Origin of the sequence: Tannerella serpentiformis (assembly GCF_003033925.1) — a bacterium.
Classification (GTDB): Bacteria; Bacteroidota; Bacteroidia; order Bacteroidales; family Tannerellaceae; genus Tannerella; species Tannerella serpentiformis.
On sequence record NZ_CP028365.1, the window covers coordinates 980,956 to 1,007,840 of the forward strand.

Annotated in this window: 21 protein-coding genes; 6 read left to right on the top strand and 15 right to left on the bottom strand. The window is 57.1% G+C overall.

The annotated features are described in order from the left end of the window. Positions 1–317: 317 nt before the first annotated feature. Positions 318–1,091, bottom strand: a complete 774-nt coding sequence (locus C7123_RS04060; protein ID WP_069175864.1) for a polysaccharide deacetylase family protein — start codon at positions 1,089–1,091, stop codon at positions 318–320. 41 nt (positions 1,092–1,132) lie between these two features. Next, positions 1,133–2,296, bottom strand: a complete 1,164-nt coding sequence (locus C7123_RS04065; RefSeq protein WP_107490591.1) for a glycosyltransferase family 87 protein — start codon at positions 2,294–2,296, stop codon at positions 1,133–1,135. A gap of 213 nt (positions 2,297–2,509) precedes the next feature. Between C7123_RS04065 and C7123_RS04070 the strand changes: the two genes are divergently transcribed. Together C7123_RS04070 and C7123_RS13130 are read left to right on the top strand one after the other, a co-directional pair. After that, the gene (locus tag C7123_RS04070; RefSeq protein ID WP_069175865.1) at positions 2,510–3,085 is read left to right on the top strand and encodes an AAA family ATPase; all 576 of its coding nucleotides are present in this window, start codon (positions 2,510–2,512) and stop codon (positions 3,083–3,085) included. Then, positions 3,078–3,233, top strand: coding sequence for a hypothetical protein (locus C7123_RS13130; protein ID WP_173897001.1), 156 nt, complete (start codon positions 3,078–3,080; stop codon positions 3,231–3,233). Before C7123_RS04070 ends, C7123_RS13130 begins: the two co-directional genes overlap by 8 nt. 444 nt (positions 3,234–3,677) lie before the next feature. Here the strand turns inward: C7123_RS13130 and C7123_RS04075 are convergent, their stop codons facing one another. The 4 genes from C7123_RS04075 to fbp all read right to left on the bottom strand — a co-directional run bounded on the left by C7123_RS04075 (position 3,678) and on the right by fbp (position 7,143). Then, positions 3,678–3,860 (bottom strand): hypothetical protein, encoded by a 183-nt coding sequence (locus C7123_RS04075; protein WP_037986056.1) that lies wholly within the window; start codon positions 3,858–3,860, stop codon positions 3,678–3,680. Between the two features lie 137 nt (positions 3,861–3,997). Continuing rightward, entirely contained in the window at positions 3,998–5,128 is a 1,131-nt protein-coding gene (locus C7123_RS04080; protein WP_237269276.1) for a Fic family protein, read from the bottom strand. Positions 5,129–5,138: 10 nt separating this feature from the next. After that, positions 5,139–6,011, bottom strand: coding sequence for a LuxR C-terminal-related transcriptional regulator (locus C7123_RS04085; RefSeq protein WP_069175866.1), 873 nt, complete (start codon positions 6,009–6,011; stop codon positions 5,139–5,141). Positions 6,012–6,129: 118 nt separating this feature from the next. Next, entirely contained in the window at positions 6,130–7,143 is a 1,014-nt protein-coding gene (fbp, locus tag C7123_RS04090; RefSeq protein WP_037983523.1) for a class 1 fructose-bisphosphatase, read from the bottom strand. A 466-nt stretch (positions 7,144–7,609) separates the two neighbouring features. Between fbp and C7123_RS04095 the strand changes: the two genes are divergently transcribed. Together C7123_RS04095 and groL are read left to right on the top strand one after the other, a co-directional pair. Next, on the top strand, positions 7,610–7,879 hold the full coding sequence (locus C7123_RS04095; RefSeq protein WP_037983521.1) for a co-chaperone GroES: 270 nt from the start codon (positions 7,610–7,612) through the stop codon (positions 7,877–7,879). A gap of 39 nt (positions 7,880–7,918) precedes the next feature. After that, positions 7,919–9,559: a chaperonin GroEL gene (gene groL, locus C7123_RS04100; protein ID WP_038012240.1), complete on the top strand. Its 1,641-nt coding sequence runs from the start codon at positions 7,919–7,921 to the stop codon at positions 9,557–9,559. A gap of 327 nt (positions 9,560–9,886) precedes the next feature. Here the strand turns inward: groL and C7123_RS04105 are convergent, their stop codons facing one another. The 8 genes from C7123_RS04105 to C7123_RS04140 all read right to left on the bottom strand — a co-directional run bounded on the left by C7123_RS04105 (position 9,887) and on the right by C7123_RS04140 (position 21,423). Continuing rightward, positions 9,887–10,987 (bottom strand): TlpA family protein disulfide reductase, encoded by a 1,101-nt coding sequence (locus C7123_RS04105; RefSeq protein ID WP_159049829.1) that lies wholly within the window; start codon positions 10,985–10,987, stop codon positions 9,887–9,889. A 745-nt stretch (positions 10,988–11,732) separates the two neighbouring features. Continuing rightward, entirely contained in the window at positions 11,733–15,041 is a 3,309-nt protein-coding gene (locus C7123_RS04110; RefSeq protein WP_159049830.1) for a BACON domain-containing protein, read from the bottom strand. Between the two features lie 1,070 nt (positions 15,042–16,111). After that, positions 16,112–17,350, bottom strand: coding sequence for a hypothetical protein (locus tag C7123_RS04115; RefSeq protein ID WP_159049831.1), 1,239 nt, complete (start codon positions 17,348–17,350; stop codon positions 16,112–16,114). 86 nt (positions 17,351–17,436) lie between these two features. Continuing rightward, complete coding sequence (locus C7123_RS04120; RefSeq protein WP_162597291.1) at positions 17,437–18,066, bottom strand: hypothetical protein; 630 nt, start codon at positions 18,064–18,066, stop codon at positions 17,437–17,439. A gap of 116 nt (positions 18,067–18,182) precedes the next feature. Continuing rightward, positions 18,183–19,622, bottom strand: coding sequence for an APC family permease (locus C7123_RS04125; protein ID WP_069175870.1), 1,440 nt, complete (start codon positions 19,620–19,622; stop codon positions 18,183–18,185). 46 nt (positions 19,623–19,668) lie between these two features. Beyond that, positions 19,669–20,259, bottom strand: a complete 591-nt coding sequence (locus tag C7123_RS04130) for a hypothetical protein (protein WP_159049832.1) — start codon at positions 20,257–20,259, stop codon at positions 19,669–19,671. Between the two features lie 33 nt (positions 20,260–20,292). Then, positions 20,293–20,844 carry a hypothetical protein gene (locus C7123_RS04135; protein WP_069175871.1) on the bottom strand — a complete coding sequence of 184 codons (552 nt, stop codon included), beginning with the start codon at positions 20,842–20,844 and terminating at the stop codon, positions 20,293–20,295. A 39-nt stretch (positions 20,845–20,883) separates the two neighbouring features. Beyond that, a complete protein-coding gene (locus C7123_RS04140; RefSeq protein ID WP_069175872.1) occupies positions 20,884–21,423 on the bottom strand; it encodes a hypothetical protein in 540 nt (179 codons plus the stop codon). A 623-nt stretch (positions 21,424–22,046) separates the two neighbouring features. On the opposite strand from C7123_RS04140, the gene C7123_RS04145 reads away from it, so the two are divergent. Together C7123_RS04145 and C7123_RS04150 are read left to right on the top strand one after the other, a co-directional pair. Beyond that, the gene (locus C7123_RS04145; protein WP_037986070.1) at positions 22,047–22,997 is read left to right on the top strand and encodes a glycosyltransferase family 2 protein; all 951 of its coding nucleotides are present in this window, start codon (positions 22,047–22,049) and stop codon (positions 22,995–22,997) included. Between the two features lie 89 nt (positions 22,998–23,086). Then, positions 23,087–23,788, top strand: a complete 702-nt coding sequence (locus tag C7123_RS04150) for a hypothetical protein (RefSeq protein ID WP_069175873.1) — start codon at positions 23,087–23,089, stop codon at positions 23,786–23,788. A 1,680-nt stretch (positions 23,789–25,468) separates the two neighbouring features. Here the strand turns inward: C7123_RS04150 and C7123_RS04155 are convergent. Beyond that, positions 25,469–26,476 carry a DUF6261 family protein gene (locus C7123_RS04155; RefSeq protein WP_069175874.1) on the bottom strand — a complete coding sequence of 336 codons (1,008 nt, stop codon included), beginning with the start codon at positions 26,474–26,476 and terminating at the stop codon, positions 25,469–25,471. Between the last annotated feature and the right edge of the window lie 409 nt (positions 26,477–26,885).

The following is a 26,885-nucleotide window of genomic DNA, read 5'->3' on the forward strand; positions in this document are numbered from 1 at the left end:
TTATCTACCATAGACAAAACACACGTATAGATATAAAAATAGCCATTGTCCATAGACAAATCATATGTATAAATATAGACTAGCTTGTTGTCTATAGACGAAAGCACTTGAAATACATATTGCGCCATATTGTCTACGGACAAAACATCTATTCATAGTTCACAGGCTATATCTGCCGCAGACAAAGCATGCGTATAGACATAAATAAGCCCGTTGTCCGTAGACAGAGAGATTCGAAATACGTATTTCATCTCTTTGTCCATAGACAACGGGCTGTGAAATGTATGGATGAACCTTTTGTCGGGCGTAGTGACTACTTATTTCGGCAGGCTGTCGACGAACTCCGTGAATGTGCCGAAGCCTGAGCCGCGGAGACTGAGGTCGTCGATCAGCTGATCGAGGCGCTCCACGGCTGCGGTGCCACTGTTACGCGTGACGAGCCGCGGCAACCCCGATATGCCTTGCAGAGGCATGAACTCCCAAGGGTGGAAGTAGAGGAGTAGGTAGCCGTCGTGGCGCAGGGTGAGGCGGGCCAGGCGGCGGTAGAGCGCGGGGGGCAGGTGGTGGAAGGAGAGCCAGAAGAGGGGGAAGCGCACGCGCGGCGTGGTGGAGGCGGGCAGCTGTAGGAGGCCCTCGCGGCGGAACCAGGTGCGCGGCTGGTTGAGGTGGTTGTAACGACCGGGGATGAGGGTCGGGTTGAGTGACGAGTTGTAGCGGTAGCCGGCCCGCAGGAGCGCCTCGTCGGCGACGTGCATCATGCGCGGCATGCGAAAGCCCGTGACCGGCTGGCCCGACATCCGCCGGAGAATCTCTCGCGACCGCGTGAGGTCGGCCTCCTCGAAGGCGCTATGCGCATAGCCGTGTGAGGCCACCTCGTGACCGCCGTCGCAGATGGCGCGCAGCACATCCGGCGCCGCCTCCGCAAAACGCGCGGTGCAAAAGAAGGTGGCCCGCACACCGTGGCGCGCCAGTACATTTAGTATATGGCCGCTCCCCTCACGCGAAACGCGGAGCTGCTCTTCCCATGAGATCGCCAGCCCGTACTCCGTCGGCAGGTCGAACTCCTCGATATCAAAACTGAGTAAGATCATGTCAAACTAAAAATGAAAAACTAAAAGTGGATCCATACGGTTCACTCCTCATAATCACGCGTCATCATCTCCCACATGAGCTTCAGCCATACCATCACGCAGGGCAATGCCTTCAGGGCGTAGGGTATGATATAATGATGATAGATGCGCCGCGGAAACAGATCCGAGGGCGAAAAGCTGGTCAGCAGCAGGGCAAAGATGAGCAGCGCCAGGTCCCATCGGCTGCGGCGCCAGGGCACCCCGACGTACCAGATGGCCACGCCGGTCAGCGCAATGATATATCCGCTGGACTCGCTGCCCGTGCTGAACAACACCACGAACAGCATGACCGATGCTAAGAACATGAGTCGGAACGCGCGGTGGCGATACTGGTCGAGCCTGAGGTAGGGCAGCGCAAAGAGGATCAGCCCGGGCACGATGAGCCATAAGTCAGAATAGTCCGCCCGGCCCGAAATCTTCCGCACCATGCCCAGCAGTGAGATGTTCTGGCGCAACGCAAAGAGATTCGCATCATTCTTCACCGTGAGCGCCTCGGCCCATGCGCCATACTGCCCCACGATGTATTCCGGCGACGACAGCAGCATAGGCAGCAGGAATAGCACCACGCTCCACCCCGCCAGCGCCCCGAGGAATCGCCCCTTACGTCGCACAAAGAAGAAGAACGCCAGCCCCACGATGCCGTACAGCTTGACGAAGGTCCCCACGGCAATCATTAATGCAGCCCAGCCCTCGTGCCCCTCCTCAATCAGCACAAAGGCGAGGATCAGCAGTGCCGCAATGGCCACGTTGAACTGCGCCATGCTCAGCGCCGTGAACAGCTCATTGGCGCAGAACCAGGCAATGAAGATCCGCCCCCGACGCTCTATGGGCAGCTTTCGCACGGCCACGAACAGCAGCCCCGCCATCGCCAACAGCCACAGCATAAGCCCCATCAGCGGCGGACAGACCGCAAACGGCGCCACGACGCAGCTGAACACTGGGCCGTAGAGATTGACGTCGTGATACACCTCCGGATAAGGCACATACAGCGGCAACCCCTCCCAAACGTGCCAAAACACATGTCGGAAGATGGTGAAGTTGTTGTTCGGGAATTTCAGTAGAGCAGCCGCAATGGCCGCCACAGCCCACACCACCCCGATCGGTGCATAGCGATTAAAAAGCGGTCGCTCAGCAAGGGCTTTCAAGCGTTCATTCCAGTTCATCATAGGTCGGTTTTGTTACCTGTTTCATTCAGTCATTATGGGAGAAAAACACCCCGGAAGGATGACGTTTCGCCCCGTTTCGCTTCATCCGTAATAGAAAATCAGAAGTCGCTGGGGAGCAACGCCGCTTTGTCCCCTTTATTGCACTTTTCGTACTCCAAACGCGGGGGTTACGGAAATATAACCTACTTTTGCGTCAAGTAATCCCCCAGAACAGTGCCCTACTTATACATCATATCCGGCTGCAACGGCGCCGGTAAAACGACCGCCTCCTACACCATCCTGCCCGAAATGTTAGGATGCAAGGAGTTCGTCAATTCCGACGAAATCGCGAAGGGATTGTCGCCCTTTAACGCCGATAATATCGCCGTAGCGGTAGAGGCCAGCCGGATCATGTACAGGCGCATCCGGGAATTGGTGGCCGCCAACAAGACGTTTGCATTAGAGACGACCCTAGCCAGCCGTTCGATAGCCAAACTGCTACAGAATGCGCAGGAAAAGAGCTATTACGTGACCCTGCTCTACTTCTGGCTGAACACGCCGGACTTGGCCGTAGAGCGCGTACGTAACCGAGTAGCATCGGGCGGCCACAATGTCACCGAAAGCACCGTTAGGCGGCGCTACACGGCGGGTATTCAGAACCTGTTCCAGCTCTACATCCCCATCTGCGACTATTGGATGATCACGGACAATTCCCTCTCGCCGATGGAGGTGATCGCTAAGGGCTTCAAGAACGGAAAGAGAGAGATCTATAACCCTGTTGTTTATAATAAATTGGAAACTTATGAATGAACGAGAGTTGAGCAAGTTTGAAGAGAACGTGGTGAAAGGTGCGAGTTTGGCCTTCCAACGTTTGGTGAAGAAGAGAAAGGAAGAGAACGGCGAGCTGGTCTTCGCTCGAAACGGACGGATCTTTAAGGTGAAAGCCGTTGATCTATAATTACTCTTTCCCTAACAAGAGGGAGATCTCGTTCTTTCAGCCCCCCTTTTTAAGGCAAAGCGTTTCTCTCCGGGGTGTCGGCGTAAGTGTTTATCACGCTTACGCCTTTTTTATGTCCGCACGGAGGCGAGATGGCCGATTATCCCGCATGTATGGGGGCGCATGAAGTGCTCCGACGGGCGTCGAAGGAGAAAACCCTCAGGGTTCACAGCTCCGACGGGCGTCGAAGGGGAAAACCCTCAGGGTTCACAGCTCCGACGAGCGTCGAAGGAGGAAACCCTCAGGGTTCACAGCTCCGACGAGCGTCGAAGGAGGAAACCCTCAGGGTTCATGGCTCCGACGGGCGTCGAAGGGGAAAACCCTCAGGGTTCACGGCTCCGACGGGCGTCGAAGGAGGAAACCCTCAGGGTTCGCGGCTCCGACGAGCGTCGAAGGAAGAGGACGCTACCGGTCCTTGTGCCGCCGATTCTTGTAGAGGGGCACGAAGACGATGACGCCCGAGGCGATGATGGTGAAGACGGTCATGAAGTCCACCGTCGGGCTGTACCGGAGGAGCATGTAGACCAAAAGGAACCACAGAAAAAGGATGCACACGGCTTGGGTGTTGCTGATCTTACGACGGGGCATGATGAGGTACGTTTTGGAGTTGTTTACGAGGGATCGAAGAGAGGAATGTGTACCCTAAAGTGGGGTTTCGGGTACATATCGATGAGAATATGTACCCCAAAGTGGGGTTTCGGGTACATGTTGCGGAGACGAATCGATCATGAAAAGGGGAGGCTGTGGTTGACAAAGAGATTGACCAGTGAGGCATTGATGTAATAATTGGAACGTCCGACTTTTATCCGTTCCAATAGTCCGTTTTCGACGATCAAATCCAAGTATTTAGCGGCCGTCTTCCGTCCCACACCCATGTCCTGCTGGAGGTACTCAATCTTGGTATAAGGATGGAAGAAAAGGTTGTTGAGCAGCTCGTGCTTGTAGGCTTTGGCAAAGAGCGGACGTAGATGCTGCTTGTATTTGGCCATGAGCATCGATATGCCTTCAACGAGCCGGATAGTCTGTTCCGAAGTAACCTCGACGCCTTTGAGCAGAAAGAGTATCCATTCCTCCCAAGCGGCGAGGTGGGCAACAGTGTCACCCTGCGTGTCACGGACATGTTGTATCAGCCGGTAGTATGTGCCCTTGTTATGGGTGATGTAACGACTGAGGTAAAGAATGGGGAGATCCAGCAGGCCGTTGATCACGAGATAGAGCACAGAGATGACGCGACCGGTACGACCGTTGCCGTCGTAGAAGGGGTGGATGCTTTCAAATTGGTGATGAATGACGGCCATTTTGATCAGTGGGTCGACGTCGTGCAGCGTGGGGTCATTGATGTATTGCTCCAGATTGTCCATCAATCGCTGAATTTCGCCGTTGTCTTGCGGTGGGATGTAGACAATTTCATCGGCATCATTCCTCAGTGTGGTACCAGGCACGGCACGAAAGCCAGCGCTGTTTTTGACCAGTTCCGCTTGTATCTGCTGTATATCATTCAGCGTGAGCAAGCCCTTCTTCCTTGCTGAGAAGAAGCCGCTTTGCAGGGATTGACGATAGTTCAGCACCTCTTTCGTCGAGGCGTTGATGACTACGTCCCTCATAGCTAAGTCGGCACGATAGAGCTCATCGTTGGTGGTGACGATGTTTTCCACCTCGGAGCTATCCTTGGCTTCTTGCAGCGTCAGGGTATTGATCAGGATTTGCTCGTTGGGGATCGTGCGGGCGACACCTTTGAGTTCAGCCAATCGACGGTGCGAGAGGCTGAGCTGCCTGAGGACGGCCTTCGTCTCCAAGTCGAAGGGAAGAGGCAGCATAGGGAGCTGATAGGTGCATGTCATTTTATCTTGTGTCATACGGTTGAGATCACTTCACCTCCGGGATGAGGCGGTGGGTGATGGCGTAGAAGGTGAGGCCGGGCGTGGTTTTGATGCCCAGCTTGGCGGTGATGTTCTTGCGGTGCGTCAGGACGGTGTTGACGCTGACGTAGAGGCGGGCGGCGATCTCTTTGTTCGTCAGACCTTCGACAATGAGGCGGAGGACGTCCTTCTCGCGCTCTGAGAGGCTGTTGCTCTCGTCGTCGATCATGGGCAGGAGGATGCGGTGGCGGATACGGTTATGCTGGCGGATGTCGCGGCCGAGGGTGTCGATAGCGAAGAGGACGGCGTAGCAGAGGTTCTCGTCGTAGGCTCCGGAGAGGTGCTTGAGCATGATATGGCGCATATCGTCGAGGGTGGCTTGGATGGCCTCGTCGTCGTCAGAGGTGGGCTTGAGACGTGGGCGGCGGCGACTCTTCGTATCGGAGGGGGTGAGTAGCAGGGGGAACCACTCTCGCTCGTCGGCCTCGATGCGTCGGCGGAGGCCCTCCTTGAAGCTGGCGAACATGTCACCCAGAAGGCGCAGGGAGGTGTTGTCCGAGGCGTGGAGGAAGAAGTGGAGGTGGCGCTCGATGTTGGGCAACTGGTTCTGGAGATAGTAGAGGTTGGTCTTCTTCAGATAGTCGATGATCTGCGAGAGGTGGAAGTTCTGGAGCTTCTTCTCCGGGAAATAGTCTTCGTTGATGAAGGTGTTGACGATGGTGAGGAAGAAGTCCGGGTCTACGTTGTACGCATCGCAGACGGCCTTGACCGTGTCGTCGCCCACGCCGAGGCGAATGCCGAAGCGATTGACGACGGGCACGAGTGCGAGGTGACTCTCTATCGCCTCGCTCATCTTCATGTTGGCGTAGACCAGGGTCATGGTCAATTACTCATTTCAAATTACACGGCGGAAGGGGGAGCATGCTACATAATAAACAGAAGAGCTACGGGGCTTTGCTGACTCTCGTAGCTCTTCTCTCTTTAATGGGCAGCGCGAATCACTCGGGGGCGTTACGCATGAACTCTTCCACCTTCTCGACCATCTTCCGACTGCCGCAGAAGAAGGGTGTACGCTGATGCAGCTCCGTGGGCTCGATGTCGAGGATGCGACGGAAGCCATCCGAAGCCTTACCGCCAGCCTGCTCCGTGAGGAAGGCCATCGGGTTGCACTCGTAGAGCAAACGCAGCTTGCCACGTGGCGATTGCGAGGTGGAGGGGTAGATGTAGATGCCCCCCTTGATCATGTTACGATGGAAGTCGGCCACCAGCGAACCGATGTAGCGCGAGGTGTAGGGCCGATTCTCCTCCTCCCGTTGGCAGTACTTGATGTAGTCCTTCACGCCCTGGGGGAACTTGATGTAGTTGCCCTCGTTGATGGAGTAGATCTTGCCGTCTTCGGGGAAGCGCATGTTGGGGTTGGAGAGGTAGTAGCTGCCCAGCGAGGGGTCGAGGGTGAAGCCGTTGACGCCGTTGCCGGTGGTGTAGACCAGCATGGTGGACGAGCCGTAGATGATGTATCCAGCGGCCACTTGGTTCGTCCCCTTTTGCAGGAAGTCCTCCAGCTGCACGGGGGTGCCGGCGGGGGTGATACGGCGATAGATGGAAAAGATCGTCCCCACGGACACGTTCACGTCGATGTTTGACGACCCGTCCAGCGGATCCATCAGCACGACATACTTGCTCAGTTCGGCGTTAGCGCCGCTCCGAATCTCAATAAAGTCGTCATTCTCCTCCGAGGCCACACCGCAGACCACCTCGCGCTGCGAGAGGGCATTGATAAAGATCTCGTTGGCGATGACGTCCAACTTCTGCTGTTCCTCGCCCTGCACGTTGCGGTTGCCCGCCTCGCCCAGCACGTTGGTGATACCCGCTTTGTTAATGAAGCGGTTCACCATCTTGGAGGCGATCTGGATACAGCTGATCAAGCGGGAGAATTCGCCAGATGAATATTTGAAATCCATCTGCTTCTCGATAATGAACTCACCCAAGGTCGGTAAACTTTGCTCTTTCATTTCGGTATTTTTTTGATTGCCGGGCAAAGAAGCGCCTTTTTTTCTCCATTGACAACTGTTAGCGGGATAAAAGCTCTGCGTCTTGGCTCATTGACATTCGTCGGAAGCCACACGTCGGCTTTTTCGACGCTCTGTCTGTAGACAAATAGCTATTTATATGCGTTTCTCAGACTATTATCCGCAGGCAGAGGCTTGAAAAACGCCTTTCAGACGCCAGCGCCAATAGTCAATGAGTCGCGCGAAGCATTTCCTGACACATCGCCTCCGGAATACTGACACATTGTCCGACCTTCAACTGCGTAAACGACTGCAATATGACACGTGCACTCGCCGCAGACATCCGCAGCACAAGGCACGGGCAAGTTTGGCATGGTATTCGCAAGAAAGGGGCCGTGTCGCTCCTAAGCGAGGCGAGCGACAAGAGAAATGAACATCATAATCAGTAACAATAAATACAGGAACAATCATGAATGTAAAGCCATTAGCAGACAGAGTGCTGGTTAAGCCAGCAGAAGCTGAAGAGAAGACGGCGAGCGGTATCATCATCCCCGACTCGGCCAAGGAGAAACCCCTCAAGGGCGAGATCATCGCCGCAGGTAAAGGCACAAAGGATGAGGAGATGGTGCTCAAACCGGGTGACCATGTGCTCTACGGCAAGTATGCCGGTACGGAGATCGAACTCGAGGGCACGAAGTACCTCATCATGCGCCAATCGGACGTTTTGGCCATCATCTAAATCACAGAATCACAAACAAAAGAGTAAGACATAACAATCATGGCAAAAGAGATAAAATTCGACATCGACGCCCGCGACTCACTGAAAAAGGGCGTAGACGAACTGGCAAATGCAGTCAAAGTAACGCTCGGCCCCAAGGGTCGCAACGTGATCATCGAGAAGAAATTTGGCGCACCGCAGATCACCAAGGACGGCGTGACGGTGGCCAAGGAGATCGAGCTGGCCTGCCCGTACGAAAACATGGGTGCGCAGCTGGTTAAGGAGGTAGCCTCCAAGACGAACGACAAGGCTGGCGACGGTACGACTACCGCAACCGTTCTGGCACAGGCCATCATCGGCGTAGGTCTGAAGAACGTCACCGCCGGTGCCAACCCGATGGACCTGAAGCGCGGTATCGACAAGGCCGTATCCAAGGTCGTAGAGAGCATCGCCGCACAGGCCGAAGAGGTGGGCTCGAACATGGAGCGCATCGAGCACGTGGCTAAGATTTCCGCCAACGGCGACGAGAGCATCGGTAAGCTGATCGCCGAGGCCATGCAGAAGGTGAAGAAAGAAGGCGTCATCACCGTAGAAGAGGCTAAGGGCACGGACACGACCGTCGAAGTGGTCGAGGGTATGCAGTTCGACCGCGGCTACATCTCCGCCTACTTCGTGACCGACACGGAGAAGATGGAGACGCAGTATGAGAACCCCTACATCCTCATCTACGACAAGAAGATCTCCGTCCTGAAGGACCTCCTGCCCATACTCGAGCAAGTTGTACAGTCGGGCCGCGCCCTGCTGATCATCGCTGAGGATATCGACAGCGAAGCACTCGCCACCCTCGTTGTGAACCGTCTGCGTGGCGGCCTCAAGGTGTGTGCCGTGAAGGCTCCGGGCTTCGGCGACCGTCGCAAGGCCATGCTGGAAGACATCGCCGTACTGACCGGCGGTACCGTGATCACTGAAGAGAAGGGCATGAAGCTCGAGGACGCCAAGATGGATATGCTGGGTACGGCCGAGAAGGTGACTGTCGACAAGGACAACACCACCATCGTGAAGGGTCATGGCAGCAAGAAGGCCATCGAAGCACGCGTCAACCAGATCAAGGCGCAGATTGAAACAACCACGTCGGACTACGACAAGGAGAAGCTGCAGGAGCGTCTGGCTAAGTTGGCCGGCGGCGTAGCTGTGCTCTACGTCGGTGCCGCTTCGGAGGTTGAGATGAAGGAGAAGAAGGATCGCGTGGACGATGCCCTGCATGCCACACGTGCAGCCGTTGAAGAAGGTACCGTGCCCGGCGGTGGTGTAGCTTACATCCGCGCCATCTCCGCACTGGAAGGTCTCAAGGGCGAGAACGAAGACGAGACGACGGGCATCGAGATCATCAAGCGCGCCATCGAAGAGCCGCTCCGTCAGATCGTCAACAACGCTGGTAAAGAGGGTGCCGTAGTTGTGCAGCGCGTGAAGGAGGGCAAAGCTGCCTTCGGTTACAACGCCCGCACGGACGTCTACGAAGACCTCAATCAGGCAGGTGTCGTAGATCCCGCCAAGGTGACCCGCATCGCGCTGGAGAATGCCGCCTCAATCGCTGGCATGTTCCTGACCACCGAATGTGTCGTAGCCGAGAAGAAAGAAGACCTTCCCCCGATGCCCCCGATGAATCCGGGTATGGGTGGCGGCATGGGCGGCATGATGTAATCCATAGCCCTCAAGCCATCCCGAGAGAGAGACTTTTTCGTATTGAAATAAGTTGGTTCAGTAAGAGCTGCCTGCCGTGCTGTAAAGCGCTGCGGGCAGCTCTGTTTTTAGAAGGCTGTTTGGAATTTATTTCGGGGGCTACCCTAGAGCATGTTTCTGATGATCTTGTTTCATCATTTGACGAGCATAGCCAGCTCGTGTGAGGATTAATGATGGAACAAAAGGGCAGAAACAGGCCTCGATAGACCCGAAACAAGAAAGGAGGATCCGCCTAAGCAGCTCCATAAAACAATCACTCAATAAATTCCCAACAGCTTCTTAGGCACACTATTTCTTCTTCAGTAGTGCCTCCAAGGCCCGACGCAGCTCAATGCCATTGTCTGTCTTGAGGACGATTGTCCCGCTACGATCGATCAGGAAGCAGCGGGGCAGTGCGTTGACGTTGTACGCCTCTAAGACACGGATGGACTGCCCAGCGGAGTCGGTGAAGACGTTCCAGTGTGTCGTGTCGGTACGCATTTGGCTACGCACGTCGCTTGGGGTCTCATCAAGGCTAACAAGAGCCACAGCGACGTCTTGGCGCGAGAAGTCGGCTTGGATCTTATCTAAGAGTAGCTTCTCCGTCTTGCAGAGGTCGCACCAGGCGGCGGTGAAGGCCAGCACTAAGTTGCGACCCGCGAAGGAGTCACGGGTGAGCGTCGCACCGTAGACATTGCGCAGGGTGAAGTCCGGCGCCTTAGCCCCGACCATGGTGTGCATAGCCCGCTCACAGTAAGCACGGAGGTTGCGCAGGGTACGCGTGTTCTCCAGCTTGGGACTGAGGGTGCCGATCATCTTTTCGGCACGCGTAGGGTCTTCGGGGTCGAGGATATAGTCGCGGATAAGGATGGCTGAGGCCTCGTCTTTGGGGTGTTTATGGATGAAGTTTTCGGCCATCTGGGCCAGCTCATGGTCGATGTTAGCCAGCCGTGGAAGGTGTTCCGCCCGACTCGCCTCGGCGGCTCGTCCCGCGTCGGCCTCGGTGAGGGCAGCACCGGAGAGCTCCGTCTTCTCCTTGAGCAGCGTGGCAGCCTGCTTACGAAAGTCGGAGAGCAAGTCGTTGGTACGCGTACCCCTCACCTGTAGGGTAAGCGGATAGCGAGCGTCGCCGGTGACGGTGATCTTTCGTCCCGGCTCCAAATAGATGGTAATGCCCTCTTTATGATTCTCGAAATAGACCGTAAGCTGGTCGAACTGCCCCTCGTCGCGTGTGATCTGCACAGGCTTTCCAGGACGATAAACGACCGTGTCGACCTGCTTGTGGTCATCCGACTCAAACACGGCGTAAAGGTTCTGTGTCTCCAAGTTGGACAGATCCAACTCCACCCGGTAGGTCGCTTTTTCGCCACATGCACACAGCAACCAGGCCACACAACTGATGATATACAACTTCTTTAACGGCATCTTACGTGAAAATTTGCCACAAAGATAGTGCGCTTTTCGGTGGAGTCGAAAAAGATATTAAAGGGAATATAGCGATATGATCGTATCGTAATGGCAGACCAAAGTGGCAGATTCGTACACGCAAAAAAGGCCGGGCACCCCTTCGGATACCCGGCCTTTCCGAAGCCTCGGAAACGTTCAGCGGCGTGTTTTGAGCCTTCCGACGCGTCGGAAACCCTCAGCGGCGCGTTTTTGAGCTTTCCGACGCGTCGGAAACGTTCAGCGGTGTGTTTTTGAGCTTTCCGAGGCCTCGGAAACCTTCAGCGGCGCGTTTTTGAGCTTTCCGACGCGTCGGAAACGTTCAGCGGCGCGTTTTGACACTTTCCGAGGCCTCGGGGGCGTCTACGGACGCCCCGTTGAATTGTTGGTTTGTTGGGGCCCGGGGGCCCGTTTGATGTTGGTTTGTTGGGGCCTTGCAGCCCGTTGGTTTGTTGAGGTGGGTACCCGTGTAGGGGCGTATTACATACGCCCTACCAAACGGGCCCCACGGGCCCGAATGGATGGACGCCGGGTATGTTCATTCATCCCTTGCGGGATGTTTGTGGGGCGTATGCGATACGCCCCTACACCGGGTACGTGCATTCGGGTCCCTTCGGGTACCCGGCCAGATTCGCCGGCGTCCGCAGACGCCCCGGCCAAACGTCTAAACGCCTAAACATCTCAACGGGGCGCAGCCCCAACAACTAAACACCTACCGAACGACCACCTTCTCCGTCAGCGGGCCGACCTTGATGATGTAGGTGCCGAGGGGGAGGGTGACGGACGTGTCGCCGGCGGGGGCTTGCCAGGTGCGGTAGAGCGTGCCGGCGAGGGTGTAGACCTGCACTGCCTCGGGCGTCGGGAGGGAGAGGTAGAGCGTCGGGCCGACGGTGTAGACCTTCGCCTGCGGGGCGTAGGGCACGGTGTTGGCGACGGTCGAGAGGACGTTCACCTCGCAGCGGGCGACGATGCCACTGCCGTCTGAGGCGGCGGCCGTGATCACGGCCTTACCCTTGCCGACGATGGTCACGAGGGCGTAGTCGTCGGCGTCGGGGGCGAAGCGCAGCTGGGGCAGTGCGGCCGACTGCTTCGGGGTGAAGACTTGCACGGTGGCCACGGAGGCGTTGGTGCTCATCCACAAGAGACCCTTGTTGCGGGCGTTGTCCGGCGAGACGATGGCGGAGATGAGCGCCGTGGAGAGGTCGCCGTTGACGGTGAGCGTGGCCGGGTCGAGCGTGACGTTAGAGACTTTCACCTCGGCGGGTGGCACGACGCTGCCGTCGTTGCCCTGCTGGTGGATGGCCACTTTCAGCTCGTCCATGCCTTGCTGCGTGCGGACGGTGATCGTGCCGTGGCGCATCTCCTTGGACGGGTTGGCGGCGAGGCGGAAGGTGAACGTGCCATTGCCGCGGCCTACGGCGCTCTCGAGGCGGATCCAGTCCTCGGTCGTGGAGCCGGCCCAGAGGCGACTCGTCGCGACGCTGATCGAGCTACCGGCGCCGTCCGACGGGCCGACGGTGATCTCTTCGGGGTTCAGCGCCAGGTCGTAGTCGTATTCCTCGGATGGGGTGCTGCCGGGGCTGGGCGTGGGCTTGCGTTGGCCGGCGCGCTGGGTGAGGGTGAAGGTGCGTTCGGCTTTGCCGTCGTCGCTCTTGACGGTGAGCTTGCCCGTGCGTTCGGCGCCGGACTCATTGCGGTCGAAGCGGACGATGACGAGGCGCGTGCCCGAGCCACGTGTGGCGTCGGGGTGCATCCAGTCGGGGCTGCCGCTGATCGTCCATCCCTTGCCGGCATAGACGTTGAAGCCGACCGTGCCGCCGCCGCTGCCCATGGTCATGGCTGCGGGGTTGAGGGAGATTCCGGTGGCGGCCACGGGTGGCTCCACGGCCTTCGCGGCTTCCTGCGTGACGAGGATGTGGCGGGTGATGGGGGTGCGGTGGCCTATCCTTCTCCTGGACGAGACCACCTGAATCGTTGCGCCGCGCTTCTTGGTGCTGGTGTTGGGGGTGACTTCCACGACGATCGTGCCCGTCTTGACGTCGGTCGTGAGCTTCATCCAGCTTGCGGAGGCGGCGCTGGCCTTGGTGTCCCAACCGTAGTCGCTCTTGACGTTGACCGTCTGCTTGCCGCCGCCGGTGGGGAAGGTGAGCATATCGGGGCTGAGCGTCAGCGTCGGCTCGGGCTTCTCCTTCTTGCCCGCCTGCGTCACCTTGAGCGTGATGTTGCCTTGGTTGGTTTTGAAGACGGCGTTGCCCGTCCGCTCGGCGCCGGTGTTCTGACTGATGAAAAGTTTGATTTCATTGCTTTTCGCTGCCGTAGAATAATAGGTATAGTTGGAGATCCAATCCGGTACTTCGAGCTGGTTGATGAGGAATTCCTTGTTGCAGCTGAGCGTGACCTCCTTCATGCCACCCTTCGCTTCCACCTTTAGCTCTTTGGGCTCGAGGGTGAAGACAGCCTTCTCCGGCTCCGGCTTTGCGCCGCCTACCTGCGTCACCTTGAGCGTCACGTCGCCCAAATCCGTTTTGAAGACGACGTCGGCCGTCCGTTCGGGGCCAGTGTTGGGCTGGAACTCGAGCATAAAGTCATAGAACCCCGCGCCGCTACTTGTTTTTCCCTCTTTTATCCAATTCGGCAGCGTCACCTTGTTGAGGTCAAAATCTTGTTTGCTGGTGAGTGACACCTTATGCTCTCCCCCCTTCGCTTCCACCTTTAGCTCCTTAGGATCGAGGGTAAGCTCGGGCTTTGCGTTGCCCGCCGCCTGCGTTACCTTGAGCGTGAGTTCGCTCGGGCCGATTTTGAAGACGATTTCGCCCGTCCGTTCGGGGCCGGGGTTGGGCTTGAAGGTTAGCTTAACAGGTTTGCTCGTATGGCCTTCGGATGAATAGTCGTAGCTTATCCAATCCGGCATGCTGACATCTATCCTTTCTATAGTTTGGGTACTGGATAGTGTCACCTTATGCTCTCCCCCCTTTGCATCCACCTTTAGCTCCTTGGGATCGAGGGTAAGCTCGGGCTTTGTGTTGGCTCCCAGCTGCGTCACCTTGAGCGTCGCCGGCCCCAAGCTGGTATGGATGACGATTTCATCCCTCCGCCGGTTGTCGCCGGTGTTGGGGTTGGCTGAAATCGATATCGGTAGCTTCTTACCTATGCCATGGCCGTAATAGGGTATAGATATCCATATCGGACAATCGTAGTTTGAAATAGAAAACTCCTTATTGCAGGTGAGTGTCACTGTGATTTGATTCCCGGCCGCATTCAGGATTACCTCCGAGGGGGAGAAGGTGAACGTGGTGGGTGTGCTGGGGCCGGTGCTTTCATGACATTGGTTGCCTGTGCTGATGCAGACTTCCGAGCAGATCTCGCCGGATGATGAGGTGACAGCGTAATACGGCGTGCCTTTGATCCTTTCGGAGGCGGCGTCTGCCGGATGCACGATCTTACATCCCGACAGCGATATATATCCCGCTTTCAATGGACCACCTTGGACATACACGTTGCTGCTACGGATGGTCAGCGCCCCCGGCAATTTAATGTCTCCGTTTACCGTCAAGGTGCACGAGGTGATATTCAGGCCATCTGACGCGGAAGAGATCCCCTCGCGTTTAGCTGAATGGATTGTCAAGTTTCCCGAGCCTGTGATGTTCGGCGAGATGGCATCTTGCGTCATTCCATCTACCACGATTCCGGTGCCGGATGTTGTTAGGGTATTGCTGCCTTGCAGCACGAGGGTGATTTGTCTTCGGATATAAATTCCTACTCCAGACGCTTCGATCGTGGCATTATTTAGCGTCAGCGTGTTGGAAGCGGGGTCAAACGTCACCGTGCCGCTCTGGACGGCCGGGAAGCCGCCCGAGGCGGAGATGTTGGTGTAATTATCGGAGGTGACGTCCACACCGCCGATCCGGATGTAGTAGTTCTCCTTCGCCGCCGCTGTCTGCGGCGCGATGGCTCCTGCCAGCCCCGCGAGGATGAGCAACAGGGCGAGGAGCATGTTCTTGTAATGTGTTCTTGAGTCCATAATTCTGAATGTGTTTGGGGGCCTTGCGGCCCGGTTGATGTTGTTGGGGGCCTTGCGGCCCTGTTGGTTTGTTGGTGCGGGCCCGTCGGGCCGCCCCGGGTACCCGTGCGCCCTGTAGGGGCGCCGGACCATAGCCCAGGGCGAAATCCTGGGCGGGCCGGGTACCCGATGCGGTCGAATACGGGCGGGGCGGTACATCCATTCGGGCCTGTGGCCCGTTTGGAGGGCGTATGCCGTTGCGCCCCGGGGTTTCGCCGCCCAGGGTTTCGCCCTGGGCTATGGTCCACCGGGCCTACAGCCCGGCCGGGTACGTCCCATTCGGGCCTTGCGGCCCGGTTGGGAGGGCGTATGCAATACGCCCCTACCGTGGTACGTGCATTCGGGTCCCTTCGGGTATCCGGCCAGCTTCCATGCCCCGGCAGGGGCCGTCCGCAGACGCCCCGAGGCGTCGGAAACCTTGAAACAACTTGTTTGGGCCTTTCCGAGGCCTCGGATTCCTTGAAACAACTTGTTTGAGCCTTTCCGAGGCCTCGGATTCCTTGAAACAACTTGTTTGAGCCTTTCCGAGGCCTCGGAAACCTTGAAACAACTTGTTTGACACTTTCCGAGGCGTCAGGGACGCCTGCCAAGTTTGCCGGGTACGCGGCCAGCTTCGCCGGGGTGTCAGGGACGGCCCCTGCCGAAGCTGGGGCCGGGCTTTCTTACGTTCTGATAGGAATAAGTGTACGTCTTCATCTTGCTTTTGCCTCCGGATTCTTGTCCGTTTGCGAGGGCAAAGGTCTATACGTAAGACGTGCGTGTCAATACGTAATATTACGTATTTCATCTCGCCCGTGCACATGGCCGGAATGTTCATTTTACAGGCGCCCTATTTACTGCCTATCAGCGCCGTATGCTTCCCGCGGTGTTCCCGAAATCCACGAGCCGTAAACAATCCTTCACGTCGCAATTAACACTTCGGAGGTCAGGTTTTTCTGGGGGCGGGGGGGGAAAACGAAAGCCGGGTACACGCTGAGGAGATCCTCAACATGTACCCGGCTTTTCGCTTTTAGGGTTCAGTGTTTAGCTTCTTAGTTCTTCGTTTCCCCCGGTCGGAGGCGGCGGGCCAGGAGCTGGTTAGACTGGCTGTTGTAGCCTCGGCGGAAGGGCAGCGGACGGACAGCACCACGACGATAGGCTGCGTATAGATCCGGCTCGAAGTGGTTGCCAAAGAGCGCAATGGGATGATCGTACATGCCGTAGAGACGGATGTCCCAGCGGCTGGGATCGAAGAAGGAGAACTTGATGCCGGAGTCGTCCTGCAGGATGACGGAGGCCTTAGAGAGCACGGTGTTGCGGATGGTGCTGAAGTAGGCCTTGTGCATGAGGTAGGTGGCGGACTTGACGTAGGTCACGCAGCCGGAGTCGATGGTGGTGAGGAAGTCACGCGTAGGCTTGTTGACGGAGAGGCCGCCGTCGGCGATGTTGGCCGAGAAGTAGGTCAGGGTGCGGAGCGTACGGTGGTCACGGTCGGTGAACTCGATCTCGACGCCCTTGCCGTATTTCTCGTCGCCGCGATAGCGTGGCGCGCTGTCGAGGTAGTGCTTACGGCCGCCGTCGGTGAACGCGAAGGGGCGTACGCGTACGATCTCCTTATCGGCCCGCGCCAGGAAGAGGAGCAGGAGGGGCGTGACGCCGTACATCTCTTGCGTCTCGTAGCGGGTGGCCATGAGTTTGGTTTGGAAGAAACTGAGGCGGAGGATACCGGAGACTTCCTGGCCGTAGGCGGCGAGGTATTGCGAGAGTCCGACCTGTCGTGCGTCAGTGCGGGGTTCGGGCACACGCCCCGGGGCCTCCATACCGAAGAGGATATAGTTGCGGGCGTTGGGGAAGTAGAGGCTGACGTTGAAGTAGTCCGGGCCGCTGAAGGGGTAGAAGACGGTGGCGATGGTGTCCGTGCCTTGGGGCAGCTCGTTGCGCGCCCACTGGCGGATGCTGTCGGCTTGTTCGCGTCGGTGGCGTGTCCAGGCCGAGTCAGCGTGTGCAGCGTAGCGTTTCCAGGTGTCGGTGTGAGCGAGTGAGTCGAGGCGGCCGCCCTCTGATGGAGCCATACCGGCGATGAAACGGGCCACGTCGGTAAGGTCACGATCGGGTTGCACCTCGGGCTGCGAGGCGGGCTCTTCGGAGCCGCTGTCGGCCTTCGATCCGAAGACGGATTCGACGCCGCGGAGTCCAGCCTCGGCGGCCTCCTTAAGGCCGGATTTCGGTCGGCAGGCCCCGCAGCATGTCAGCAAGATAAGTCCCAGAGTAAGTAGTTTTCCTGTGTTCATTTTTTATTGTTACGAGTTCGATTATTGATCCATATGAGAAGAAGAACGGGGGAGGCCCCGGGTGGGGTGGGTCGCGTTGATAACCCTCAATTCATGTGTGGCCCTGTGAATCCATCGTCACCCATTCGGCTGCCTTGAGAGCGTGAAAGGGGTGAGTCGGCCCATTCAGCGATGTCACCGCGGCGAAAGGGATGCTGTATCCGTCGTTCGTGTTGGTTTTGGGCGCGGCAAAATTCGACGAGGTGCCGTAGGAGGTCCACCAGCGTGCCACTGGGGGAATAGAAAAAGTCTTCCGCCGCCTGCTGCACCGTCGGGTTGGGGTGCTCCAGCTCACGGAGCAGTGCCTTTCGGTGTCGCACAGAGCGACGGTCGTCACTGGGCTCGACATTCTCGCCCGCCTTGAGGAAGTGGATCATTCGCACCGAAAAGCGTACGGCCCTCGAGAAGAGTCCGGGCTTGAAATAATCCTCCTTGAGGCCAAACTGCGCCAGCTTATTGATGATCGGTATCTGCGCCTCGTCCGTAGTCGACGGCTCGCCGCTGTCGTCCGTATCGCTACAGTCGCCACGATCGGCCTCTGGGTCATACGGCTCACGACCGTACACCAGCTCTTGCATGTAACTTCGGTAGCTGCGGAAATACTCCTCCTCCCGGTCGTTCGGCTTGCGATTCGGAGACTCTTCAATGTCTTCCGGGCCGTCATACGTGATCACCATAGACTTGCTTTCTTCCTGTTTTTGATATTGCGTGCTGCGGGCGGTCTCCCTGTCTCCACCGGTTCGGTGGGGTGTGATGCCCCGCAGACTGTTTGCTTGCTTTTTCGGGTTACGCGTCATTCGGGGTATGTCGCCCGTTTTTTTTTTCGAGTCGCACTTGTGTCCGCCGCTGCCATCTCGGCCACCTGCTCCCGATGTTCTTTATATCGCTTCATCATCTCCCATCCTCGGCACACGGCATAGGCCCCGAGTCCGATGCCCAGCGTAAAGATGCCCAGCACGGATTCGGACGTTTTCTCAACCAACAGAAAGACCATCGTCCATCCCGTCAGTAACAAGAAGAGAATCGGAGTCACGGGGTAGCCCCACGTCCGATAGGGTCGCTCAGCCTCGGGATAACGCCGCCTATGGACGAATACGCCCAGCACCGAGAGGAACGTGAACAGCGACAGGATAAAACCGGAGAAAGTCACCACCTGCTCAAACGATCCGGAGAGGATGAACAGCAGACTGATGGCGGACTGTACGGCCACGGCCACGGCCGGCGTGCCCCGTCGGCTACGGTGCGACAAGAAGCGGAACAGCGTATAATCCTCACCCATCACCTGCGAAACGCGCGGCCCGATGAAAATCATCGAGCTGATCGACGAAACGAGTAACAGTCCGATCACACCCGCCATCAGGCTCGCGCCGGTGGGCCCGAAGAGGTGTTGCGCGGCGATAAATCCCACCTGCAACTTTCCCTGCATTTCCTCGTGCGGCACGAGGCTGAGGAACGTGGCGTTCAGCCCGACGTAGGCTACGGCCACGATGGTCACGCCCCAGAGCAGCGATCGCGGCAGCGTACGTTGCGGATCGCGCACTTCACCGGCCACATACGCCGACGCGTTCCAGCCCGAATAGGCATAGGAGACATAGATCAAACAGACGGCAAACGCCGGGCTGAGCAGCTCCCGCCACCCCGCGCCGTCAGGCACGGGCAGGAACGGTTGCTTGTCGCCACCGGCCGCGACGCCACACACAATGAAAGCGACAATCAGCGCCAGCTTGAGCAGCGTAAAAACGTTCTGGAACCGACTGCCCCCACGCACACTCCACATATGGACGGCGGTGATGATAAGGAGTGCACTGACAGCGATCATCTGCGCCGTGACACCCTCCGGGAAGAGCGATTCGGTGTAGTGCCCCAGCGCCATGCAGGCCAGCGCCACCGGCGCGGCAAAGCCAATCGTCAGCGAGACAAAGCCGGAGAGGAATCCTACGGCGGGATGATAGATGACCGACAAGTAGTGGTATTCGCCCCCCGAACGCGGCATGGCAGCGCCGAGCTCGCCGTAGACGAGCGAACCGCAGAGGGCGATCAATCCGCCCACGATCCAGAGCGCAAGCAGAGCGAAAGGCGTGTGCAGGTCGAGCAGCTGGAAGCCGAGCGTAGTAAAGACGCCGGTGCCGATCATGTTGGCCACCGTGAAGGAGGTCACGCCCGTGAAGCCCAGTCGGGTGTCCTTGGGCGCTTCGGCGGTAGAGGCAGCGGCATGCGATTGGTGCTTGTTCATCGCTTTCTTTTGATGGAATGAGGTGTTTGGGTGCCGAAATCGAAAATCATTCGTCGCCTAAGGGAATCACCTCACCGTCGTCATCGGGCGTATCCTCGGGCGAGTCGCCGAAAGATCCCTCGAAGCGCTTCATCAGGTTCTCCGCCTGCCAAAGCAACATACCGGCGGCGTCCGTTGCCTCATCGCCGGTCAGGACTTTGTTGTTTTCGGCGTACTGTATCGGTTCGCCTTCGTCCAAGAAGAGTGTGCGTTCGACGTTATCCTGATCGCTGTCCTTCTCGTAGATATAAACGGGCTGTCCGTCGGTGTAGAGCGCCTCTCGACGGATACGTTGCTCGTCGGCCTCCACCTCTTCGGTGGCATAACGCAGGATGGGGATGACCGTCTCACTCTCCAGCTCGTAATAAAAATGAAGCCGCGCGCGGAAATGATCTGAGCCGACATAACGTCGTCCGTAAGCGTTATCGTCCAGCGTCAGGACGTACCATTTGCCTTTGGCGCCTGCACGTTGCAGGTCTGCCACATCGGCCTTGATGGCGGCGTATTCCTTGCGGATGCCGTCAATTTTCGCGTTTTGCGCCAGCGCGGCGGCGGTCAGGCAGAGCGCTGCCAAGGCCGTGATTATACTTCTTCTCATATCTATAATTAATGTAGTTAGAGGCGGGGAAAATCACTCATCGCCGCCTCCCATAACACTCAAAAATTGCTTCACCAGCCGGTTAGCCTTCATCCATACATCGCGCTGACTTTGCGCGCGAAGACCTTCCGCCGCGCCGATCTTATTCAGGGTAAAATCCAACGCGCTGTCGCCCTCCATGTAGAGACGTTGCTCCATCACAGGCTGGCCGTCCACCGTCCGCTGACTGACGAAAACGAAGGAGGCTCTCCCTCGCTCGTCATACATCGCCTCGGTATGCGTGCGCTGCGTGCCGCCCTCATACGACTCAACGGCCAACCTCAGCACGGGCGGCTCATCACCAGCGACGTCGTAATAAAAGTGCGTCTTGGAGCGAAAATGACCGACCCCTGGATAAGTAGCGCCCTGCGGATTGTCGTCGATAATCAGACAGTACATGATGCCCGTCTCTTTCATCTGTGGCAGTCGGGCGACCTCTGTTTTCAACGCGTTGTAATCCGCACGAATTTGCTCGATGGTTTTGCTTTGCGCAAAGGCAGCAAGAATGGCGAGCGACAGCAGTGCGACAAGTGTACTTTTTCTCATAACCGGTTCATATACAAAAGAGGACGTCGGGAGAAATCTTCAGCGGTCGTATCCCTTAATAGCCTTGAACTGCTTGAGCAAAACCTCGGCGTAGTCTATCAAGTTCATGCGTCTGTCGTCATCGCTCGGATAAGGTTTGACGGCGTTATTCTCTGAGTATTGAATGATCTGATCGCCCTCTAAGTAGAGTCTGCGATCGTCATCCCCATCGTAATTGTTCTTCAGAAAGACGAATGCGGGCCGATTTTCCTGGTACAGCACCTCGGTGTACATCTTTTGGTTGGCTGCTGCGTAATGCTCGATAGCCATTCGGAGCTGAGGAGCTTGCCCCTCGTAGGGCTCGTAATAGAACTGCGTTGTGGTGTGATAAGAGCCAACGGCCGGATAGCTTGCGCCGTAAGGATTATTGTCGAGGGTGACGCAAAGCAGCCCACTGCCTGCCGACCCACCCGAGGTCAACTGGGCGATGGAGGCCTTCAGTTCATTGTAATCCTTGCGGATCTGCTGAATGTTCTTGTCTTGCGCATGGATAACGGCGAAAACAAGTGTCGCCAACACGACGATGATGCTTTTTCTCATTCGATGCTCTCTGTGTAACCGGCTGCGAAATACGCTATTTTTTGCCGAATTGCAGCTGAGGATGCGGCTTACATACCGCCCGCAAACGTCTCAAAAGTCGGTATCCAAGCGGCTTCAAACCCCTTTTGAGTGAGGGCGTAACAAATACGTACTCCCGAAATACGCGATCTCCCCAAGGCCTCAGGCTGCGTGGCGCCGACGACATCCAACGACCCTCAGCCAATCGATACGTTCCCCCGAAATATGTGATCTCCCCCAAGCCTCAGGCTACGTGGCGCCGACGACGTCCAACGCCCTTCAGCCAACCGATACGTCCTCCAGAAATACGTGATCTCCCCCAAGCCTCAGGCTACGCGGCGCCGACGATGTCCAACGCCCCTCAGCCAACCGATACGTTCCCCCGAAATACGTGATCTCCCCAAAGCCTCAAACTACGTGGCGCCGACGACGTCCAACGACCCTCAGCCTACGGGCGTGTTCCCCCGAAATACGTGATCTCCCCCAAGCCTCAAGCTACGTGGTGCCGACGACGTCCGACGACCTTCTGCGCTTCGGGCGGGCGACGCACCGAGATAATTCAAATCCCGGCCTACTTTTGCGTCTCAAAAGAAACGAACCGAACGATGGATATATCAGTTGTCGTACCCCTATATAATGAAGCGGAATCCCTGCCTGAGTTGCACGCATGGATTGAGCGAGTGATGGACGAAAACCATTTCAGTTACGAGATCATCTATGTGAACGACGGCAGCACCGACGGCTCATGGGGCGTCATCGAACGCCTGGCGAGGCAGTCGACGCATGTGAAGGGAATCAAATTTCGACGCAACTATGGCAAGTCGCCGGCGCTCCATTGCGGCTTCTACCGCGCGGAGGGCGACGTGGTGATCACCATGGACGCGGATCTGCAAGACAGCCCCGACGAGATTCCCGAACTCTATCGCATGATCCGCGAAGACGGCTACGACATCGTCTCGGGCTGGAAAAAGAAGCGATATGACAATCGCCTGACGAAAAACCTCCCGTCGAAGCTCTTTAACGCCACGGCGCGCAAATTCTCCGGCATCAATCTGCACGATTTCAACTGCGGACTCAAGGCTTACCGCCGCGAGGTGGTAAAGAACATCGAAGTCTATAACGACATGCACCGATATATCCCCTACTTAGCGAAAATCGCTGGTTTCAATAAGATTGGCGAAAAAGTAGTCCACCATCAGGCGCGGAAATATGGCGTTACGAAATTCGGACTCGATCGCTTCGTGAACGGTTATCTCGACCTCATTACGCTTTGGTTTACGTCGAAATTCGGAAAGAAACCGATGCACATCTTCGGGCTTTGGGGCAGCGGCATGTTTCTCATCGGATTCGCTGCGCTCGTCATCGTCTTGGTGATGAAATTGGCCTCGATGATGGAGGGCGATTTGCGCCCCTTGGTCACGACGTCGCCATTCTTCTACATTTCGCTCACGGCCATGATCATCGGCTCGCAGCTCTTCCTTTCGGGCTTTATCGGGGAGTTGATCTCGCGTAACTCGCCGAATCGGAACAACTACAAGATCGAACAGGAAATCTGATTCGGCTTCACATCGCAGCGCATCCGTGGCCTTGCCTGCGCGCCCCGCTGTTCGGCCATGCACTCAACCATGTTTCCCCCCTCTCGGTCTTGGACGCCTTGCCGCTACACTACGCTCTCAAGCCGCCGCCCGCGTGGTTTCTCGTAAAAGTCACCCTGCTCGGCTGGCTGCTGGCTATCCCTGCCTTCATCGCGGCGCAGGAGCCTGCGGCTGTGGACACGGCCTGGCTGCGGCGGGCACGCAGCGGCGAGCTGGAGCTGAACGAGGAAACGCTGCGGGCCATCCGCTCCGGTTCGCTCCTCTCGCCCACGTCGGCGGCTCCGGCGCTGCGGCATAGTCCGGCCGACCTCCCCTTGGTCATTTCCTTCGACAGCATTCGCCCCACCGGCGGTCCGACGGCCCGCCCCGACCAGCTGCCGCCCGCGGTCTATCGGCTGTACGAGCCAGCCGCCCTCCCCCAGCCCACCGTGCCAGTGGGCAGCTATATGCTTTCGGCTACGACGGTTAGCGACCTTCGTGCGCTGCGACGCATCGGGCTGCGACGCGCTGGGCATGTAGGCACGGGAATGCTGCCGATGGGCCTCAGTATTCCGGTCAATTTCGAGAATATGCTCCGCTTTGTTTTCTGGCCGAGTTACCGGGCGAAAAAGCACAACGCGCGTCACGCTCAGGCTTATAAATCGTACAATCTGCTCCCGCCGCCGGCCGACGATTCAAACAATGAGATCGAACGCCGCCGCCTCAACGAGGCAATCAATGAAAAGCGGAGCGAGCTAAAAGCGAAAGACTAACAACAAAAAATGCCGTGCATAGGCGTCAGGCGGCAAAAGGCTGAAAATGAACGACGCGCGGCTGCCGGAAGCGAAAGACTAACGACAAAAAACACCATGCGTACGCCTCAGGCGGCAAAAAGCTGAAAATGAACAACGCACAGGAGCTGGAAACAAAAAGCCAACAACAACGAACGCCGTGCGTAAGCGTCAGGCGGCGAAAAGCTGAAAATGAACGACGTGTATAAGTCGGAAGCGAAAGACTAACAACGAAAAACGCCATGCGTACGCATCAGGCGGCAAAAAGCTGAAAATAAGCGACACGCAATTGCCGGAAGCGAAAAGTCAACAACGAAAAACGTCGTGCGTAGGCGTCAGGCGGCAAAAGGCTGAAAATGAACGACGCACGGCTGCCGAAGGCGAAAGACTAACGACAAAAAACGCCATGCGTACGCGTCAGGCGGCAAAAGGTTGAAAATAAGCGACGCGTGGCAGGCGGAAGCTAAAAACTAACAACGAAAAACGCCATGCGTACGCGTCAGGCGGTAAGAGGCTGAAAATGAACGACGTATATAAGTCAGAGGCTAAAAACTAACAACGAAAAACGCCGCGCGTAAGCGTCAGGCGGCAAAAGGCTGAAAATGAACGACGCGCGGCTGCCGGAAGCGAAAGACTAACGACAAAAAACGCCATGCGTACGTCTCAGGCGGCAAAAAGCTGAAAATGAACAACGCGCAATTGCCGGAAGCGAAAGATTAACAACGACGAACGCCATGCGTACGCGTCAGGCGGCAAAGAGTTGAAAATGAACGACACACGGCAGCCGGAAGCGAAAGACTAACAACGACGAACGCCGTGCGTAGGCGTCAGGCAGCAAAAGGCTGAAAATGAACGACGCGCAGTTGCCGGAAGCGAAAGGCTAACGACAAAAAACGCTGTGCGTACGCGGCAGGCGGCGAAAGGCTGAAAATGAACGACGCGCGGTTGCCGAGAGTGAAAAGCCAACAACGATGAACGCCGTGCGTACGCGTCAGGCGGCAAAAAGCTGAAAATGAACGACGTGCGGCAGCCGGAAGCGAAAAGCCGACAATGAAAAACGCTGTGCGTAGGCGTCAAGCGACAAAAGGCCGAAAATGAACGACGCGCAATTGCCGGAAGCAAAAAGCCGACAACGACGAACGCCATGCGTACGCGTCAGGCAGCAAAAAGCTGAAAATGAACGACGCGCGGTTGCCGGAAGCGAAAGACTAACAACAAAAACGTCATGCGTAGGCGTCAGGCGGCAAAAGGCTGAGAATGTGTGACGCGCGGCAGCCGGAGGCTAAAGACTAACGACAAAAAAACGCCGTGCGTAGGCGTCAGGCGGCAAAAAGCTGAAAATAAGCGACGCGCCGCAGCCGGAAGTAAAAAGCCAACAACGGAAAACGCCGTGCGTACGCGTCAGGCGGCAAAAAGCTGAAAATAAGCGACGCGCCACGGCCGGATGCGAAAAACTAACAACAAAAAACGCCATGCGTACGCGTCAGGCAGCAAAAAGCTGAAAATGAACGACAATCCACGGCCGGGAGCGGACAAAGGAAAATGCCGGGTATGGAGCGATAGCCTCGCTCTTGTACCCGGCATTTTTCCTCGTTCATTGTTCGCTTTCGGCTCTCACTGCTGGGGAACCGTTTCTTGTCGTCCGCTATTGGCTTACGCGCCTCATTCTTCCGGAAGGTGGATTTCCGGACCTCCGCCGCCCGTGCCACCTGTGCCACCCGTGCCAGCGCCACCCGGCTGAGGAGTCTCGGGCTTCTTACCCTCTCCAGCGCCGCCCGGTTTCGGCGTTTCGGGCTGTTTGCCGCCACCGCCGCCCTCCGGCTTCTTAGGCTGATTGCCGTCTTCCGGCAGCCGAATGTCGGGACCGTCGTCCGGCTTCTTCCTCGGTTTTTTCTTCTCTCCGGGCTTCTTTTTGTTATCTTTCCGATGAGAGGCCGTGAGGGAGCGCTGCATCGTTTTGAAGTCTCGCGAAGTCTGGTTCATTCGGTCCACGAGCTGATCGATGAGCGCGCGATCGTCGTCCGAAGCGGCACTGAGATAGGCGGCTTGGATATACTGGCAGACGGCATCGAACGCCGCGTCCGTCTGCGGACGGATCTCGATCGCCTGGGGCAGCTTCCCGTCGGCGTCGCCCGTCCGACGGCGGACGTGCAGCGCCTCAAACTCGGTGTTGATCTTCTTCAGATTCTCGAAGGCCTCGGTGAGGCCCAAGGCAGTGATCTCGGCCGTCATCGTTTTGATGTCGTCCTCCATGCTCAGCAGGCGGCCGCTCTCCATTTCGTAGGGCAGTTTGTAGATCTTCTCGTACGGATGGAGCGTGGCGGCGAGTCGAAGGGCAGCGTCTCGGACATCTTCCTTATGCGACCGTTCCTGGGCGCGTATCGTGAGGAAAATGTGGATCAACTGGTCTTTTCGCTCCGCATCCTTCTGCTTGAGCTTGGCCGTGTCGGCTGAGAGCGCGGAGTGCTGGTCGATCTTCGTTTCATACGTGATTCCCGTATTCCACTTCTCCGGCAGGTCGGCAGGCAGCTTCAGCTTCGTTTTGTCGACGGCCATGACCAGATCATACTGTTTGCGGTGATACTGCACGTGCAGCGAATTGTTCAACTTTGTGTTGTTAGCCTTGACGAAGGTAATCGTGCGAGGCACATTGATTTGAATCTTTTCCATCGGGATTTATTATGTGGTTATTGTAATTTTTATACAGGTATCATGCCGCAAACATACGCCTTTTTCTTTACCGCCAAACGTTCGGCGCTCTTTTTTTTCAATCTTTCCACTGCGCACCGCTCGCGGCCGACGTAACGCAACGATTCGAACGACTTAAAAGCCTACGGCTATACCTTATATATATAAGCGGACGACCCACAGCCTTCCGCCGTCAGGCAGCTAAAAGCCCTCGCGAGGGCTTGACTTTCTTTTGCCTTCTTTTCTTGTGGCAAGACAAGAAAAGAAGGTGGGGGACAGGGGGCAACGCCCCCTTATAGCTAAAGGCGGAGGGCTGAGGGTCATATCCGTATATATATAAGGTATAGTCGCAGGTTGGGATGCGCCTTTCGGCCGGTAGATGTAGGGGCGT